This is a genomic window from Micromonospora sp. NPDC048907, assembly GCF_055586885.1.
The window spans coordinates 49,923-65,228 of record NZ_JBVJHI010000012.1; the positions used below are offsets into that span (position 1 = coordinate 49,923).

17 protein-coding genes are annotated in these 15,306 nt (G+C 75.9%); 12 read left to right on the top strand and 5 right to left on the bottom strand.

The genetic code is table 11. The annotated features are described in order from the left end of the window. Window positions 1-27: 27 nt before the first annotated feature. A complete protein-coding gene (locus ACZ6PY_RS29265) occupies window positions 28-1,524 on the bottom strand; it encodes a hypothetical protein (RefSeq protein ID WP_466078141.1) in 1,497 nt (498 codons plus the stop codon). 145 nt (window positions 1,525-1,669) lie between these two features. Here ACZ6PY_RS29265 and ACZ6PY_RS29270 point away from each other — a divergent pair, with 145 nt between their 5' ends. Genes ACZ6PY_RS29270 through ACZ6PY_RS29280 form a run of 3 tightly spaced genes read left to right on the top strand, consistent with a single transcriptional unit; the run spans window position 1,670 to window position 3,677 of the window. Next, window positions 1,670-2,344, top strand: a complete 675-nt coding sequence (locus ACZ6PY_RS29270) for a glycosyltransferase family 2 protein (protein WP_262285331.1) — start codon at window positions 1,670-1,672, stop codon at window positions 2,342-2,344. After that, on the top strand, window positions 2,341-3,051 hold the full coding sequence (locus tag ACZ6PY_RS29275) for a TIGR04282 family arsenosugar biosynthesis glycosyltransferase (protein ID WP_466078144.1): 711 nt from the start codon (window positions 2,341-2,343) through the stop codon (window positions 3,049-3,051). Before ACZ6PY_RS29270 ends, ACZ6PY_RS29275 begins: the two co-directional genes overlap by 4 nt. Next, on the top strand, window positions 3,048-3,677 hold the full coding sequence (locus ACZ6PY_RS29280; protein ID WP_466078147.1) for a class I SAM-dependent methyltransferase: 630 nt from the start codon (window positions 3,048-3,050) through the stop codon (window positions 3,675-3,677). Before ACZ6PY_RS29275 ends, ACZ6PY_RS29280 begins: the two co-directional genes overlap by 4 nt. A 22-nt stretch (window positions 3,678-3,699) precedes the next feature. Here ACZ6PY_RS29280 and ACZ6PY_RS29285 read toward each other — a convergent pair whose 3' ends face one another. From ACZ6PY_RS29285 to ACZ6PY_RS29295, 3 genes are all read right to left on the bottom strand, one after another. Continuing rightward, on the bottom strand, window positions 3,700-4,725 hold the full coding sequence (locus ACZ6PY_RS29285) for a sensor histidine kinase (RefSeq protein WP_466078150.1): 1,026 nt from the start codon (window positions 4,723-4,725) through the stop codon (window positions 3,700-3,702). Next, complete coding sequence (locus ACZ6PY_RS29290) at window positions 4,718-5,413, bottom strand: response regulator transcription factor (RefSeq protein WP_466078153.1); 696 nt, start codon at window positions 5,411-5,413, stop codon at window positions 4,718-4,720. Before ACZ6PY_RS29290 ends, ACZ6PY_RS29285 begins: the two co-directional genes overlap by 8 nt. Before the next feature lie 101 nt (window positions 5,414-5,514). Beyond that, a complete protein-coding gene (locus ACZ6PY_RS29295) occupies window positions 5,515-6,765 on the bottom strand; it encodes a YncE family protein (RefSeq protein ID WP_466078156.1) in 1,251 nt (416 codons plus the stop codon). 200 nt (window positions 6,766-6,965) lie between these two features. On the opposite strand from ACZ6PY_RS29295, the gene ACZ6PY_RS29300 reads away from it, so the two are divergent. The 6 genes from ACZ6PY_RS29300 (at window position 6,966) to ACZ6PY_RS29325 (ending at window position 10,242) form a co-directional block, all read left to right on the top strand. Continuing rightward, window positions 6,966-7,418, top strand: coding sequence for an RNA polymerase sigma factor (locus ACZ6PY_RS29300; RefSeq protein ID WP_466078159.1), 453 nt, complete (start codon window positions 6,966-6,968; stop codon window positions 7,416-7,418). Next, on the top strand, window positions 7,411-8,130 hold the full coding sequence (locus tag ACZ6PY_RS29305; RefSeq protein ID WP_466078162.1) for a hypothetical protein: 720 nt from the start codon (window positions 7,411-7,413) through the stop codon (window positions 8,128-8,130). The genes ACZ6PY_RS29300 and ACZ6PY_RS29305 overlap by 8 nt, the downstream gene beginning before the upstream one ends. A 107-nt stretch (window positions 8,131-8,237) precedes the next feature. After that, a complete protein-coding gene (locus ACZ6PY_RS29310; protein ID WP_466078165.1) occupies window positions 8,238-8,738 on the top strand; it encodes a hypothetical protein in 501 nt (166 codons plus the stop codon). A gap of 63 nt (window positions 8,739-8,801) precedes the next feature. Beyond that, window positions 8,802-9,578, top strand: coding sequence for a PH domain-containing protein (locus tag ACZ6PY_RS29315; protein ID WP_466078168.1), 777 nt, complete (start codon window positions 8,802-8,804; stop codon window positions 9,576-9,578). After that, window positions 9,565-9,750 (top strand): ribonuclease, encoded by a 186-nt coding sequence (locus tag ACZ6PY_RS29320; RefSeq protein WP_262285321.1) that lies wholly within the window; start codon window positions 9,565-9,567, stop codon window positions 9,748-9,750. Before ACZ6PY_RS29315 ends, ACZ6PY_RS29320 begins: the two co-directional genes overlap by 14 nt. A gap of 81 nt (window positions 9,751-9,831) precedes the next feature. Then, the gene (locus tag ACZ6PY_RS29325) at window positions 9,832-10,242 is read left to right on the top strand and encodes a hypothetical protein (protein WP_466078171.1); all 411 of its coding nucleotides are present in this window, start codon (window positions 9,832-9,834) and stop codon (window positions 10,240-10,242) included. A gap of 46 nt (window positions 10,243-10,288) precedes the next feature. Here the strand turns inward: ACZ6PY_RS29325 and ACZ6PY_RS29330 are convergent, their stop codons facing one another. Continuing rightward, window positions 10,289-11,512: a PucR family transcriptional regulator gene (locus ACZ6PY_RS29330; RefSeq protein WP_466078174.1), complete on the bottom strand. Its 1,224-nt coding sequence runs from the start codon at window positions 11,510-11,512 to the stop codon at window positions 10,289-10,291. Between the two features lie 83 nt (window positions 11,513-11,595). On the opposite strand from ACZ6PY_RS29330, the gene ACZ6PY_RS29335 reads away from it, so the two are divergent. The 3 genes from ACZ6PY_RS29335 (at window position 11,596) to ACZ6PY_RS29345 (ending at window position 15,262) form a co-directional block, all read left to right on the top strand. After that, window positions 11,596-12,687, top strand: coding sequence for a ferredoxin reductase (locus tag ACZ6PY_RS29335; RefSeq protein WP_466078177.1), 1,092 nt, complete (start codon window positions 11,596-11,598; stop codon window positions 12,685-12,687). A gap of 16 nt (window positions 12,688-12,703) precedes the next feature. Beyond that, the gene (locus tag ACZ6PY_RS29340; protein WP_466078180.1) at window positions 12,704-13,846 is read left to right on the top strand and encodes a fatty acid desaturase family protein; all 1,143 of its coding nucleotides are present in this window, start codon (window positions 12,704-12,706) and stop codon (window positions 13,844-13,846) included. A 243-nt stretch (window positions 13,847-14,089) separates the two neighbouring features. Next, window positions 14,090-15,262: an alanine--tRNA ligase-related protein gene (locus tag ACZ6PY_RS29345; protein WP_466078183.1), complete on the top strand. Its 1,173-nt coding sequence runs from the start codon at window positions 14,090-14,092 to the stop codon at window positions 15,260-15,262. Window positions 15,263-15,306: the final 44 nt, after the last annotated feature.

The following is a 15,306-nucleotide window of genomic DNA, read 5'->3' on the forward strand; positions in this document are numbered from 1 at the left end:
CGGCGCCACCCGCTGGACGGCGGTGGTTCAGGAGACCGTGAACAGCAGGTGGTTGACGGCGAGTGCGGTGAGCGCCTGGGCCAGCAGCCACCAGCGCCGGGTCGGCGGTGGCAGGTGTGCCACGGCCACCAGCAGCCAGACCGCGAACGGCAGCCAGATCCGCTCCACCTCGGCCTTGCTCATCCCGGACAGGTCGGCGGCGGCCACGGCCAGCGCGGCGGCGGCCGGCAGCAGCACGGTCGGCCCGAGCGCGCGCACCCGCGCCCGCCACCGCCGACCGAGCCGGGCGGCACCGCTGCGGCCGACGGCCGCGCCGGCCGCGCCGCGCGGCCCCGCACCCGGCCGGTCGAGCACCCGGTCACCGGCCCGGCCGCCGGACGGGGAGCCGGCGGACCGCCACACGGCCGGGGCCGCGAGCGCCGCGCGGCGCAGCGCCGGACCGAGCACCGGCCCGGCGGAGAGCAGCAGCGCCGCCAGGTTCGCCCAGACCCAGTACGCGTACGGGCGGTCGGCCGCCCAGCCCTGGTAGTACCGCTCGACCACCCGGTCGTACCCCTCCCACCAGCGGAAGCCGGCCAGGACGAACAGCGTGGTCACCGCGACGACGCCGGCCGTCGCGGCGAGCAGCGCCGCCCGGCGGCGGTCGGGGCGCAGCGCGAGCACGGTCAGCGCCAGGATGCCGACCAGCACGAACCCGTACGACAGGTGCAGCGCGAAGCCCAGCAGCAGCCCGCCGGCCAGCGCGGCGAGCGGCCCGCGTACCGCCAGCAGCGCCAGGCCCGCGGCGACCACGCCGGTGAACACGGCGTCGCCGGAGGCGCCCAGCCAGACCGCGCCGGGGAGCAGCACCAGGAACGGCAGCACGGCCCGGGCCGCCCCGGCGGCGCCCAGCGCGCGCAGGGTGACCGGCACCGAGACCGCGGCCGTCGCGCCGACCAGCACGCAGCAGAGCGCCGCAGCGGTGCCGCCGCCCAGGCCGATCCGGTCCAGCCAGACGAACACCAGCAGGGCGCCCGGCGGGTGTCCGGCGGTGTGGGTGGACCAGGAGTCGGGCTGGAAGTCGAGGATCCGGTCGGTGAATCCGGTCAGCATGCCGGGGATGTCGGTGACGCCGGGCACCTCGTGCAGGTACTCCGCCTGCGCGGTGAGCCGCCGGGCCAGGCCGGCCGACCAGCCGTCCACCAGGGCCAGCGACAGCGTCCAGGCCACGGCGGCCAGCCAGCCGGCCGCGAGCAGCGGGCCCCAGCGGGCGGTCCGCGCCCAGCGCAGGCCCGGCCCGAGCACGACCACCGCGACCAGCACGGCCAGCGGGGTGCCCCCACCGGCGTGCGGCCGCCAGGTGGCGTAGAGCGGCGCGGCGTCCGCGTGCAGCCCGGCGCCGCGCCGGTTGAGCAGCAGCCCGACCGCGACCGCCGCGGCCAGCAGCACCGCCTCGACGGCCAGCGCGACCAGGTCGCCGCGGCGCCCGGGGGCGGTCCGCCGTGGGCGGCCGGGAACGCGGGGCAGGGTGGCTGCGGCTCTCATGACGACCGGACGGTACGGGCCGGCGGCGCACCGCGGCAGCCGATCCGCCGGCTCGTCACCGGATGGTAAGAAATCCCTGCTCGGTAAGGGTTCCGTAAGCACGATCGGGGCCTGGCGTGGCGCCGAGCGGCCTAGCGTCGGCGGCATGCCGACACAGATCGACGTGGTGCTGCCGTGCCTGGACGAGGCCGCCGCCCTGCCCGGTGTGCTGACCGCGCTGCCGCCCGGCTACCGGGCGATCGTGGTGGACAACGGGTCCCGGGACGGCTCGCCGGAGGTGGCCGCCCGGCACGGCGCGCGGGTGGTGCGGGAGCCCCGCCGGGGCTACGGGGCGGCCGTGCACACCGGCCTGGAACATGCCGAGACCGAGCTGGTCTGCGTGCTCGACGCCGACGGCTCGTTCGACCCGGGGGAGCTGCCCGCCCTGGTCGCCCCCGTCGCGGCGGGCACCGCCGACCTGGCGGTGGGCCGGCGGCGGCCGGTGTCCGCCGGGGTCTGGCCCTGGCACGCCCGGGCCGGCACGGCGCTTGTCGCGGCGCTGCTGCGGCAGCGGGGGGTGCCGCTGCGCGACCTCAGCCCGATCCGGGTGGCCCGACGGGACGCCCTGCTCGCCCTCGGGGTCACCGATCGCGCCTTCGGCTACCCGCTGGAGCTGATGATCCGCGCCGCCGCGGCCGGCTGGCGCATCCACGAGCGCGACGTCCGCTACGCCCCGCGCGCCGCCGGCACGAGGTCCAAGGTCTCCGGCTCGGTCCGCGGCACCGTCCGTGCCACCCGGGACTTCCTCACCGTGCTCCGCACCGTGGACGGCCCGCGATGACCGTCGTGCTGGTGATGGCGAAGGCGCCCGTGGCCGGGACGGTCAAGACCCGCCTCTGCCCACCCGCCGAGCCCGCGCAGGCGGCGCGGATCGCCGCGGCCGCGCTGCGCGACACCCTCGACGCCGTCGCCGCCACCCCGGGTGTCTTCCCGGTGCTGGCCCTGGCCGGCCGGCTCGCCGACGCCGAGGACGGGCCGGAGCTGGCCGACGCGGTCGCGGGCTGGGCGGTGCTGCCGCAGCGCGGCGACGACCTCGCCGACCGGCTCGCGCACGCGCACGCCGACGTGGCCGGCGCGTACCCGGGGCGGCCGGTGCTCCAGATCGGCATGGACACCCCGCAGATCACCGCGGCGCGGCTGGCCGCCGCCGTACGCCGGCTCGGCGCGACCGGCACCGACGGGGTGCTCGGCCCGGCGGCGGACGGCGGCTGGTGGGCGCTGGGGCTGCGCGACCCGCGGCAGGCGCGGGCCCTGCGCGGGGTGCCGATGTCGACCCGAGACACCGGGCGGCGTACCCGGGAGGCGCTGGCCGGGCGCGGCCTGCGGATCGGGACGCTGCCGGTGCTGCGCGACGTCGACGACTGGACCGACGCGCTCGCCGTGGCCGCCCTGGTCCCCGCGGGCCGCTTCGCCCGGGCGGTCGGCGCCCTGGGGCGGGCCCGGCCGCTCCGGGAACCGGGACGGCACGCCGTCGGGGGCCGGCGGTGAGCGTCGACGGGTTCGCCACCGCGCTCCGGCACCGGGACGCCACCGCGCACTGGCTGGTGCAGGCCGACGGGACGCGCCGCCGGTTGCCGGTGGAGCGGTGGCACGGTCCGGCCGAGCCGGCGACCGTCGCCGTGGTGTCCCGCTGCACCGGCCCGACGCTCGACCTGGGTTGCGGGCCGGGCCGGCTCACCGTGGCGTTGACCCGGGCCGGGCTGGTCACCGTGGGAGTCGACGTCTCGGCGCGGGCGGTGGCGCTGACCCGGAGCCTGGGCGTGGTCTCGGTCCAGGCCGACCTGTTCGACCCGCTGCCCGCCGAGGGCCGGTGGCGGCACGTCGTGCTGCTGGACGGCAACATCGGCATCGGCGGTGACCCGGGCCGGCTGCTGCGCCGGTGCCGGGAGCTGCTCGGCGCCGACGGCACCGCCCTGGTCGAGCTGGACCCGCCCGGCAGCGGCAGCTGGCAGGGCCGGGTGCGGGTGGTGTCGGGGCGGTACCGGGGGCCGAGTTTCGGCTGGGCCCGGCTGGACACCCGGGCGGTGCACGGGACGGCCCGGGCGGCCGGCCTGTCCGTCCGCGAGGTGTTCCAGGCGGACGACCGCTGGTTCGCCGAGCTGGTCGGGCCGTAGGGGGAGCCGCCGGCCGCCCAGCTCACGCGGCCAGCGGCAGCCGGACGACGAAGCGGCAGCCGTCGTCGATGTTGCCCACCTCGACCCGGCCGCCGTGCGCCTCGACGAGGCCGCGCACGATCGCCAGTCCCAGCCCGCCGGAGCCCTCCACGCCGCCGCCGTCGCGCGGGGGAGTGCGGGCCCGTTCCCCCCGGAACGCCACGTCGAACACCCGGGGCAGGTCGCGCTCCGGGATCCCGCCGCAGGTGTCCGCCACGGCCAACCAGGCGGTGTCGGCGTCCCGGCCGGCGTCCACCCGGACGGTGCCGTCCTCCGGCGTGTAGCGGATCGCGTTGAGCAGCAGGTTCCCCACCACCCGGGCCAGCTCCGGCTCGCTCGCGGTCACCGTCGGCCAGCCGGCCTCCGGGGCCAGCAGCCGGATCCGGCGCGCGGCGGCCAGGGGCGCGCTGCCGGCCAGCGCGTCGGACACCACGTCGCCGAGCGGCACCGCGGACAGCGACAGCCGCAGCGCTCCGGCGTTGATCCGGGAGAGCTCGAACAGGTCGTCGACGAGCCGGGTCATCCGGTCGGTCTCCACCCGGATCCGGCGGTGGTACTCGGCGACGGTCGCGTGATCGCCCACCACCCCGTCCTCCAGCGCCTCGGCCATGGCCCGCAGCCCGGCGAGCGGGGTGCGCAGGTCGTGGGAGACCCAGGCGACCAGGTCCCGGCGCCCCTTCTCGATGCGGCGTTCCCGCTCCCGCGCCTGGTCGGCCCAGACGGCCGCGGCGGCCAGCCGGCGGCCGAACAGCCAGCCGACCGCGAGGCTCACCACCGCGGCGGCGGCGAGCGTGGTCAGCACCACCTCGAGGTCGTGCGGGGAGAGGAACATCGCCTCGGCGACCACCGCGACCCCGGCCGCCACGGCGCCGACCGTCATGGCGAGCAGCACGGAGATGTGCACGGTGATCGACCGGCCGCGCAGCAGCCGCAGCGCCACCGCGCCGGCCAGCCCGACGGCGAGCGCCGCGAGCAGGGCCGCCCCGAAGATCAGCGCCAGGTCACGCATCGGCCGGCTCGTACCGGTAGCCGACGCCCCAGACCGTGACGATCCGGCGGGGATCGGCCGGGTCGGTCTCGATCTTCTCCCGGAGCCGCCGCACGTGGACGGTCACCGTCGACTGGTCGCCGAAGCTCCACCCCCAGACCCGCTCCAGCAGCTCGGCCCGGCGGAACGCCCGCGCCGGGTGCCGCATGAGGTGCACGAGCAGGTCGAACTCGCGCAGGGTCAGGGTCAGCTCCCGGCCGTGCAGCCGGGCCACCCGGGGGCCCGTCGCCACCTCCAGGCCGCCGTCGGCGAGCAGTTCCGGGGGTACGCCGGCCGGGTCGCCACCGGCGCGGCGCAGCACCGAGCGGACCCGCAGCACCAGCTCGCGGGGTGAGAACGGCTTGCTCAGGTAGTCGTCCGCGCCCAGTTGCAGGCCGAGGATCCGGTCGGCCTCGTCACCGCGGGCGGTGAGCATGACGATGGGTACGCCGTCCGGCCGCTCCCGCAGCCGCCGGCAGACCTCCAGCCCGTCGAGCACCGGGAGCATCAGGTCGAGCACCACGAGGTGCGGTGGGCGCCGGGCCACGGCGGCCAGCGCCCCGGCCCCGTCCCCGACGTGCCCGACCTCGTAGCCGGCGTGCTCCAGGTAGCGGCAGACCACGTCGGCGACCGTGCGGTCGTCGTCGACCACCAGCACCCGCTGCGCCACGCGCACCTCCCCGTACCCGAGCGGCCAGCGTAGCCACGGGTGGGTGGCCGATCCATTGCCGAGTTCTTACGGCTGGGCGGTGGGCCTCCGGCGGCGGGGGTTCAGGGGCGTGGCGCGAGGCCGCGCAGGCCGACGAGTCCGGGCACCCGGACGCGGCCGAGTTCCCGGCCGCTGGCGGCGTCGTGCCAGCTCACCGCGTCCCGCTGGCCAAGATAGAGGCGGCTGCCGTCCGGGCTGGCCACCAGGCCGGAGACCGGCTCGCGCGCCTGCCAGTCCACCGTGCCGGTCAGGCGGGTGAGATCCAGGGCCCGGACCGCCGTGCCGGCGGCGAGGAAGAGGTGGTCGGTGCCGGCGGTGGCGTGCGCCGCGCCCGCGCCCCGGGCCAGCGGCACCGTCCGGCGTACCGCCAGGTCCCCGGTGGAGATGTCCGCGACGGTGCCCGACGCGATGTCGGCGACGAGGAGCCGACCGCCGTCGGGGCTGATCGCCATGGTGTGGCCGGCCGCGGCCGCCTCGCCGAACGGGTGCGGCAGATCGATGCAGTACGCCCACCATTCCGCCAGCTGCAACGTGTGGACGAACGCGTGCGCGTTGCCGGGCCGTCCGCTCACGAGGTCCCGGGTGTGCTGGTGGCCGGGCTGGTGGGTGTAGAGCGTGTAGAGGACGGTGCGGTCCGGTGCGAGCACCGCCTGGCGGCCGTCGCCGCGCATCTCCTCCTCGGCGCCCGGTGGCACCGTCCGCTTGTCGCGGGTGGCCAGCGGGCCGGGCCGGCCGGTGGCCAGGTCGACGACCCGCACCCGGTAGCGGTCCGGCGCGGTCGCCGGGAGCCATTCGAGCACGAACAGCCCGGTGCGGTCGGCGGTGAACGCCTCCGGAACGACGTTGCCCGGCAGGTCCAGGCGGTGGCGCAGCCCGTTGACGTCGGCGACCAGCACCGGCGTCACCTCCCGCCCGGCGGGTCGGCCGCCGTTCACCGTCGCCGTGGTCGTGGTGAGCGCCACGCCCGTCCCCTCGGCGGAGACCACCTGGGGCAGCCAGCGTCCGGGCAGCGCCGTCCTCGCCGAGGCGTGGCCGGTCGTGGTGTCGATCCGCCAGCAGGCGGTGTCGGGGCCCGCGGGGGCGGTCGCGAAGATCCAGGCGCCGTCCGCGCTGGCGACCGCGCGCGGGATCGTCCGCCGGTCGGCCCCGCGCAGGAGGACCTGCCCCGCGTCGACCTGGACGAGCAGCGGATCCGGGACGGAGACGGTCGGGGCGGAGGTCCTGGCGCGGGTCGGCTCGCAGCCGGCCAGTACGGCGGTGCCGGCACCGGCGAGCAGGGTCAGGACGCCGCGGCGGGTGATGGTGACGGTCATGCCGAGGTGACACCCTCGGAGCCGTCGAGGTTCCATGCCACGACTGTGGAACCGCCGGGGCGCGACCGGTGTCATGAGGGTGGTCGAAGGGGAGGTCTCCACTGGACGACGACGAGCTTGTCCGCCGCGCCCGCACCGGTGACCTGGAGGGGTACGAACTCCTGGTCGCCCGGCACACCGCGTCCGCGTACCGGACGGCGGTGCTGCTCGGCGCCGGATCGGACGCGGAGGACGTCATCCAGGAGGCGTTCGTGAAGGGGTTCCGCAATCTGTCCCGCTACCGCGGCGAGTCGTCCTTCCGGTCGTGGCTGCTCGCGATCGTCGCCAACGAGACCCGCAACCTGCACCGGTCCCGCAGCCGCCGGGACGGGCTGGTCCTGCGCGCGGCGGCGCAGGACGGGCCGGCGGTCGGCGAGGACGTCGCGGTCGGCGGGGTCCTCGCCGCGGAACGCCGGGCCGCGCTGGTCGCGGCGCTGCGCCAGCTGCCGGTCAGGGACCGCGAGGTGATCGTGTGCCGGTTCCTTCTCGACCTGACCGAGGAGGAGACCGTGACGACGCTCGGCTGGCCCAGGGGCACCGTGAAGTCACGGACCTACCGGGCCCTCGCCAAGTTGCGCGGCCTGCTCGACCGCGAGGAGGTGCGCCGTGGATGACCTGGAACGGGAACTCCGCGACCTCGCCACCTGGCTGGAGTCACCCGAGGTCCCCGACGTGACCGCGCGGGTGCGGGCCCGGCTGGCCGCGCCCGCACGCCGCCGGCGCCGCTGGCGCTACTGGCTCGCCGCGGCGCTGGCCGCGCTGGTCGTCGCCCTGCTGCCGCCCGGGCGGGCGGCCATCGCCGACGCCGTGACGGGACTGCTGCGCTTCTCGGGGATCGTCATCGAGACCACTCCGGCGCCGGCGCCGCACACCGGCACGCCCTCGCCGTTGCCGGCGCAGCGACCCGCCTCCCTCGTCGAGGCGCAACGGCACGTCCGCTTCCCGATCCGCGTACCGGTCGAGCTGGGCGAGCCGGAGCAGGTGCTGGTCGCCGACCCGGACGGCGCCGGGGCGTACCGGGTGGTGACGCTGCTCTACCGGGGCGGCGCCCTGCGCCTCGACGCCTTCGACGGTCAGCTCGACCCGGTCTTCCACAAGCAGATCGATGGACCCGGCGTCGAGTGGGTCCAGGTCGACGGCGACTTCGCCGTGTGGATCGGCGGCCCGCACGAGCTGGCGTACGTCGACCGCACCGGCACGGTCCGGGTGGAGACGGCGCGGCTCGCCGCGGCCACGCTGATCTGGGAGGACGCCGGCGTCAGCTACCGGCTGGAAGGCGATCTCCGCCGGGACGAGGCGACCGGGATCGCCGCCTCCCTGGACTAGTCGCGGGTCGCGCTGACCCGCTGTCGCAGGAACCTGCGCGGCCCCACCGGTGTCCACAGGACAACGGGGTGCCACCGACCGGCGCCCACCCGGTCCGGAGGTGCGAGATGCGTTCATGGGGCAGGCTCCTGCTGGCGTCGGCGGTGCTGCTGGCCGGTTGCACCACCGCGAGCCGGTCGGCCGCGCCGCCCGGCCCGGCGGCGGTCGCGCCCACCGGCTGTGCCGGGCGGGTGGAGGAGGGCCGGCTGCCCGACTGGGCCGACGCCGGGTTCAGCGGGGACGCCCGCGCCCCACACGTGTTCGGCGCGAAGGGCGACATCGTGGCCGTGCTGTTCGGCCATCCGCTGACCGTCGACCGGACGGAGGGACCGAACAACAAGATCCTGTGGGTGGCCCGGCCGGCGGCGACACCCTCGCCCGACCCCGGCGCGTCGACCACCCTCGTCATCACCGCCTCCCTGGGCGGCACCACGACCCGGGTGACCCGCACGGTCGCCGGGGGCCCCGGCCCTTCGATCATCGACCTGCCGCAGGCCGGCTGCTGGCACCTCCACCTTCGCTGGTCCGGGCGCACCGACACCATGGACCTCGTCTACCTCCCCGCCTGACGGGGGAGCCGTCCATCAGGGTCGGTCGGCGAGGCCCTGGACACCGCCGCTCACCATGGCGACATGAACCGATGGCAACGCCCGTACTCGCTCGACATCGCCACCGGCTTCGCGGTCCAGGGGCTTGTCGCGGTGGTCCTGTTCGTCGCGTTCGTCGTCGTCATGTACGTGCGCGGGTCGATGCCGACCCCGTTCGCGGTCCTCGCCGGAGGGTGGCTGGTCCTCGGTGTGGCGGTCACGGCGCGGCGGGCGATGCTCGGCGTCTACGTGAGCGACCGCGGCCTCCGGTCCCGGTCCCTCCTGCGGACGACCACGGTGCCCTGGGCGTCGGTGGCGCGGATCCGCAGCGGCACGGCCAGCGTCGCCGGCCTGGACCTGGGTCGCGTCGCGATCGTCATCGACCGGTCCGACGGGGACCCGGTCCAGACCCCGCTGCAGCGCGGCGACCTCTTCCGGCCGTTCACGTTCCGGCCCGAACTGGGCCGACTGGCCACCTGGCCGGAGCACTACGACGAGATCCTGGCGACTCTGCGGGCACACCACGACGACGCCCGGCGGCGCGGGCAGGCGCCGCCCGCCGGCCCAGTCGCGCCGGCCGCCGGCGGGGGTGCCCGGCCGGCGAGCCCCGCCGTGGGCGTCGGCCCGGCGCGCGGCGTCCCCACCGCTGACCAGCGGCGCGACATCCACGCGCTGACCCGGCAGCACGAGCGGGGCGCGCTCACGGACGCCGAGTTCGCCGCCGAACTGGCGCGGATCCGCGGCGCCGGCGGTCCCCCCGGCGGGGGACCGGTGCATATCCCGGGCGATGGCCGGGTAGTCGGTGGTGATGACCACACCTGAGCAGAGCCGGCAGCAGGAGGACGCGCTGGAGACCGGCGCGGTGTACCAGGACGCCGAGGGGCGCCGCACCAGGGACGCGGGCGCCGGCGCCGCGAACGCGGACAGCGAAGCCGACCGCAACGCCGAGCACCTGAGGCGCGGCGAGGTCGGTCCGGGCGTCCCGGAGGAATAGGCCCGGTCGGCCTCTGGGGCGTGGCCCCGCGGAGTGCGACGATGGCGGTCCACGATGCCGGCATCCGGACGGGGGACGGTCATGACGCGGGACAGCGAAACAGCCGCGCGGCGCCGCCTGCTCGGCGACACGCCTCTGCACGTCCTCGCCGTCGTGGTCTTCGGGCTGCTCGCCTGGTCGGGCCTTGCCGGGCTGGACCGGGAGGTGGCCGGGCTGGCCGTTCCCTCGCTGATCGTCGGGCTCGGCGGCGCCGTCCGGGCGGTCCTGGCGGTCGCCGGGTTCCGGCCGCCCGCCACCCGTCCGGCCGCGCGGCGGGCGGCCCGGGGGATCCCGGTGCTGATCGCCGTGGTCGCCCTGGCGACCGGGATCGCCCTCGCCCCGAGCGGGATGGATCGGGGCTTCGTCATCGCGGTGGACGCCGTCCTCGCCGGTGCGCTGGCCGCCTACGCGTTCCTGGGCGAACCGCGGCCCGCCGTCGCCGGGACCCGCTGACGCCCGGACCGGCCGGACCGGCGCCGCGCGGAACGCGCCCGGGTGGTCATGCCGTCTCCGGCGGGGCGGGTGGCACGGCCAGGGCGATGGTGAGGGCGAGCACCGTGGCCGGCTCGTGGAGCCGGTCGCCGTACAGCTCGCGGAGTTTGCCCATCCGGTAGCGGACGGTCTGCGGGTGCACGAACAGGTCGGCCGCCACGTCGTCGCGGCGGCCCTGGTGCAGCAGCCAGGAGCGCAGCGTCTCGGCGAGCCGGTGCGCGGTGGCCGGGGGCAGGTCGGCCAGCGGTGCGAGGGCCTGGGCGCGCAGGTCGGCCAACCCCTCCGGGTCCATGCTGAGCAGCAGTTCGGCCAGGTGGTGCTCGGTGTCGACAGGACCGGCGTCCGGTTCGCCGAGGCCGAGGACGAGAGCCCGGGTGGCCCGCTGGTAGGAGGCGGCGACCCGGTGCCACGGCCGGGCCGGCCCGAGCACCGCGCCGTGCCCGTGCAGCAGGCGGGTGAGCTGGCGCCGCCGGGCGCCGTGGGTGTCCGGCACCAGCAGGACGGCCAGTTCCTCGGCCGGGTCCATGCCGGGCAGGTCCTCGCCGCTCTCCAGGGTGTGCGGGCCGAGCAGGGCGAGCACCGCGCGCAGGTTGCGGCGGGGCAGGAGGACGACGGTGAGGGTCTGCGGCAGCGGCCAGTCGGCCCGTTCCGCGCTGCGCCGCAGGACGTCCTCGGGTTCCCCGGCGAGCAGCTGCTGCGTGAGCCGTTCCATGTTGCGGCGCCGGGCCCGGCCGGCGCTGGCCCGCTCGTCGGCGTGCCCGGCCACGCTGGCCGCGGACAGCTCGTCGATGTACGCGAACATCAGCTCGGCGAACTCGGCCACCGTCTCGGCGGACAGCCCGCTGCGCACGGTGGTGGCGGAAACCTCCCGCCACGCCACCCGCGCCCCCACCCGATATGCGGCCAGCAGCGCGTCCATGCTGCGCCCCGAGCGGGCCTCGCCGCTGCCCAGCGCGTAGGCGGCCTCCAGGGCGGGGGCCAGCGGGGTGCTCGGATCGGCCAGCTGTGCCCCGTCGATGAGCTGGAGGAAGGTGCCCAGCGCGATGCGTACCGCGTTCTCGATCTTCTCCCGCATCGTGCCGGTGAGCGCGCCGGAGTAGTCGGGCACCTCGGCGGTGATCGCGCTGACGGTACGCTCGGCGACGACGGGGAGCCGGTCCCGGAGGCGGGCCGACACCCGCGCGTCGAGTTCGAGATGGGCCGCGCGATAGTTCGCGTGGTCGTCCGACATGTTGTTCTCCCCGAACAAAAACCTGCGGCCATTTCACCTTTGCCGGTCAAGATGTTATGCGATCACGCAGTCACCCTGGTGATATGACCACAACTGCCCCCCGCCGCTCCCAGAAGGTGACCTTCCGGGACAGACTGTCGCGGCTGGCCGGCGCGGTCACCACCCCGCTGCTGCCCGGCGACTACCTCGACCTCGTCGCGCCGCTGCGCGCCGGCGCCCCGCTGCGCGGCCGGATCGTCGCCGTCCGCCCGGAGACCCGGGACGCGGCGACCGTGGTCATCCAGCCGGGCCGCAGCTGGCGGGGACACCTGCCCGGACAGTACGTGCGCCTCGGCGTGGACGTCGACGGGGTGCGCCAGTGGCGCGCGTACTCGGTCACCTCGACCCCGGGCGCCGCGGACGGCCTGCTCTCCGTCACCGTGAAGGCGATTCCGGACGGCAAGGTCAGCAACCACCTGGTCCGCCGGGTCCGGCCCGGCACGATCGTCCAGCTCGACCAGGCGCAGGGCGACTTCGTCGTGCCCGAGGCGACCCCCGGACGGGTCCTCTTCCTCACCGCCGGCAGCGGCATCACCCCGGTCATGGGGATGCTCCGCGCCGGCCTGCACGCCCGCGCCGACGTGGTGCTGGTGCACTCGGCGCCGACCCGGGACGACGTCATCTTCGGCCCGGAGCTGCGGGCCCTCGCCGAGGCCGGCGCGCTGCGGCTGGTCGAGCGGCACACCGACACCGACGGCCTGCTCGGCGTCGACGAGCTGGCCGGCCTGGTGCCCGACCACCTCGACCGGCAGGCCTGGGCCTGCGGGCCGATCGGCATGCTCGACGCCGTCGAGGGGTACTGGGAGTCACAGGGGCTCGCCGACCGGCTGCACACCGAGCGGTTCCGCCCCACCGTGATCTCGCCGGGTGAGGGCGGCACCGTGACGTTCACCGCGGCCGGCGTGACCGTCGAGGCCGACGGGGCCACCCCGATCCTCGATGCCGGCGAGCAGGCCGGGGTGCTGATGCCGTCCGGCTGCCGGATGGGCATCTGCTTCGGCTGCGTCGTCCCGCTGCGGGAGGGCGCGGTGCGCGACCTGCGCAACGGCGACGTCACCACCGCCGTCCCCGGTGACGGCGTGCTCGTGCAGACCTGCGTGTCGGCGGCCGCCGGTACCTGCGACATCGAACTCTGACAGGAGGCCCTCCGACGTGACAGTGATCCAGAAGAAGGCGGACAACCCGATCGCCCACCTCAGCGCCGAGGACATCGAGATCATCGGCAAGGAGCTGGACGCGATCCGGGACCGGGTGATCGCCGACCGGGGTGAGCGGGACGCCCGCTACATCCGCAAGGTGATCAAGACCCAGCGAACGCTGGAGCTGAGCAGCCGCGCCGTGCTGCTGTTCTCGCTGTTCCCGCCGGCCTGGATCGTCGGCACGGCCGGCCTCGCGGTGGCCAAGATCCTGGACAACATGGAGATCGGGCACAACGTCCTGCACGGGCAGTGGGACTGGATGCGTGACCCGAAGATCCACTCGACCACCTGGGACTGGGATCACGTCTCCCCGCCGGAGCAGTGGAAGCACTCGCACAACGAGCTGCACCACCGCTACACCAACGTGCTCGGCAAGGACAACGACCTCGGCTACGGCATCATGCGGGTCGACGAGGACCAGCCGTGGCACCCGGCGTACCTGGGCCAGCCGTTCTACAACTTCGTGAACGCCTGCTTCTTCGAGTACGGCATCGCCGCGTACGACCTGGAGCTGGGGGAGAACCTCAAGAACGGCCGGCACAAGGACCCGGCGTTCCGGGCCCGCGCCAGGGCGGTCGGCCGCAAGATCCGCCGCCAGGTGCTCAAGGACTACGTGCTGCACCCGCTGCTGTCCGGCCCGTCGTTCCTGTCCACGCTCGCCGCCACCTTCACCGCGAACCTGATCCGCAACCTGTGGAGCCACTCGGTGATCATGTGCGGGCACTTCCCGAACGGCGTGGAGACCTTCGCGAAGACGTCCATCGAGGGCGAGACCCGCGGCGAGTGGTACCTGCGGCAGATGCTCGGCTCGGCCAACATCAGCGGCAGCCGGCTGCTGCACATCATGACCGGCAACCTGTCGTACCAGATCGAGCACCACCTCTTCCCCGACCTGCCGAGCAACCGCTACCAGGAGATCGCCCCGCAGGTCCGGGCCCTGTTCGACAGGTACGGGCTGAAGTACACCACCGGCCCGCTGCCCAAGCAGGTCGCCTCCGCCTGGTGGAAGGTGATCCGGCTGTCGCTGCCCAACCGGCGCGCCGCCCGCCGCCAGCAGGTGGCCCCGGCCCCGCTGGTCTCCTCCGGCACGGCCTGACCGGCCGCCGCCCACCGGTGCCGAATCCGGTGGGCGGCGCCACCGCCGATCGGCTACCGTCATGGGCATGGACCTCAGGCGCAGCACCACCGCCGCGGCCGCGCGAGCTTCCCGCTCGCCGGTTGCCGCCGCCTGACCTGCCCCATCCCCGCCGGCGACCGGAAACGGTCCGCCGGCGTCGTCGTGTCACGCCACCGCCCGCGCGGCGGACCGTCCGGTCGTCCCCACCGGAAGGCCCGTGCCATGACACCCGACCAGATCGTCTCCACCTTCGTCGACCACTACCACCGCCGGGGCCACCGGGACGCGCCGGAGAGCTCGCTCGTCCCGTCGCCCGGCGACCCGGTGCTCTTCACCACCTCCGGTATGCACCCGCTCACCCCGTACCTGCTGGGCCGCCCGCACCCCGGCGGCCGGCGGCTGGTCAACGTGCAGCGCTGCCTGCGCACCACCGACCTGGACGAGGTGGGTGACCGCATTCACCTGACCGTCTTCGAGATGCTCGGCTCCTGGTCGCTGGGCGACTACGACATCGCGACCAGCCTGCGCTGGGGGCACGAACTGCTCACCGGGGGCTTCGGCATCGACCCGGGCCGGTTGCACGCCACCGTCTTCGGCGGCGACGACCAGGTCGGCCCGGACGAGACGGCGCTCGCCACCTGGACCGGGCTGGGCGTGCCGGTCGAGACCAACGGCGCGGAGAACTGGTGGTCCAACGGCCCCACCGGCCCGTGCGGGCCCGACTCGGAGATCTTCGTCTGGACCGGGGACGGGCCGCCGGTCGGCACCCCGGGCACCGACGAGCGCTGGATGGAGGTGTGGAACCACGTCCAGATGCGCCACCACCGGCACCCGGACGGCCGGCTGACGCCGCTGCCGACGGCGAGCATCGACACCGGGATGGGCCTGGAACGGCTGGAGATGGTGCTGCGCGGCGGCCGGTCGGTCTTCGAGGGCGCGGGCCTGAGCCCGTGGGTGGGCGCGGTCCGCGACCGGTGGGACCTGCGCGGCGAGGACCTGCGGGTGGTCGCCGACCACCTGCGCTCCGCGGTGGTCGTGCTCGGCGACGGGGTACGCCCCGGCAACACCGGCCGCGGGTACGTGCTGCGCCGGCTGGTCCGGCGGGCGCTCACCGTGCTGTGGCGCGACGACCCGGCGCGGAGCCTCAGCGGTTTGCCGCTGGACGCGTTCCGCGACACGCCGCGCCGGTTCCGGCAGGACGCGGACGCCGGCCCGCTGCGCGACCTGCTGCTGGCGGAGGAGCGGCGCTTCCGCGGCCTGCTGGAGCGCGGCCGACCGCTCGTCGACCGGGTTCGCGCGCGCGGGCCGCTGACCGAGCGCGACTACCACTGGCTGCACGACACCCACGGGCTGCCCCGGGACCTGGTCGACGGCCTGCTGGCCGAGGCGGGCTGAGCGGCGCCGGTGGCCGGGGCGGCGACACGGTGCCAGACTCGGCA

What these genes read in the sequence shown, in the direction of transcription:
- ACZ6PY_RS29295 (WP_466078156.1), bottom strand. Translation starts at nt 6,765, where the DNA reads ATGACCGTCACCATCACCCGCCGCGGCGTCCTGACCCTGCTCGCCGGT.
- ACZ6PY_RS29315 (WP_466078168.1), top strand. Translation starts at nt 8,802, where the DNA reads ATGAACCGATGGCAACGCCCGTACTCGCTCGACATCGCCACCGGCTTC.
- ACZ6PY_RS29320 (WP_262285321.1), top strand. Translation starts at nt 9,565, where the DNA reads ATGACCACACCTGAGCAGAGCCGGCAGCAGGAGGACGCGCTGGAGACC.
- ACZ6PY_RS29275 (WP_466078144.1), top strand. Translation starts at nt 2,341, where the DNA reads ATGACCGTCGTGCTGGTGATGGCGAAGGCGCCCGTGGCCGGGACGGTC.
- ACZ6PY_RS29345 (WP_466078183.1), top strand. Translation starts at nt 14,090, where the DNA reads ATGACACCCGACCAGATCGTCTCCACCTTCGTCGACCACTACCACCGC.
- ACZ6PY_RS29325 (WP_466078171.1), top strand. Translation starts at nt 9,832, where the DNA reads ATGACGCGGGACAGCGAAACAGCCGCGCGGCGCCGCCTGCTCGGCGAC.
- ACZ6PY_RS29330 (WP_466078174.1), bottom strand. Translation starts at nt 11,512, where the DNA reads ATGTCGGACGACCACGCGAACTATCGCGCGGCCCATCTCGAACTCGAC.
- ACZ6PY_RS29265 (WP_466078141.1), bottom strand. Translation starts at nt 1,524, where the DNA reads ATGAGAGCCGCAGCCACCCTGCCCCGCGTTCCCGGCCGCCCACGGCGG.
- ACZ6PY_RS29335 (WP_466078177.1), top strand. Translation starts at nt 11,596, where the DNA reads ATGACCACAACTGCCCCCCGCCGCTCCCAGAAGGTGACCTTCCGGGAC.
- ACZ6PY_RS29310 (WP_466078165.1), top strand. Translation starts at nt 8,238, where the DNA reads ATGCGTTCATGGGGCAGGCTCCTGCTGGCGTCGGCGGTGCTGCTGGCC.
- ACZ6PY_RS29270 (WP_262285331.1), top strand. Translation starts at nt 1,670, where the DNA reads ATGCCGACACAGATCGACGTGGTGCTGCCGTGCCTGGACGAGGCCGCC.
- ACZ6PY_RS29285 (WP_466078150.1), bottom strand. Translation starts at nt 4,725, where the DNA reads ATGCGTGACCTGGCGCTGATCTTCGGGGCGGCCCTGCTCGCGGCGCTC.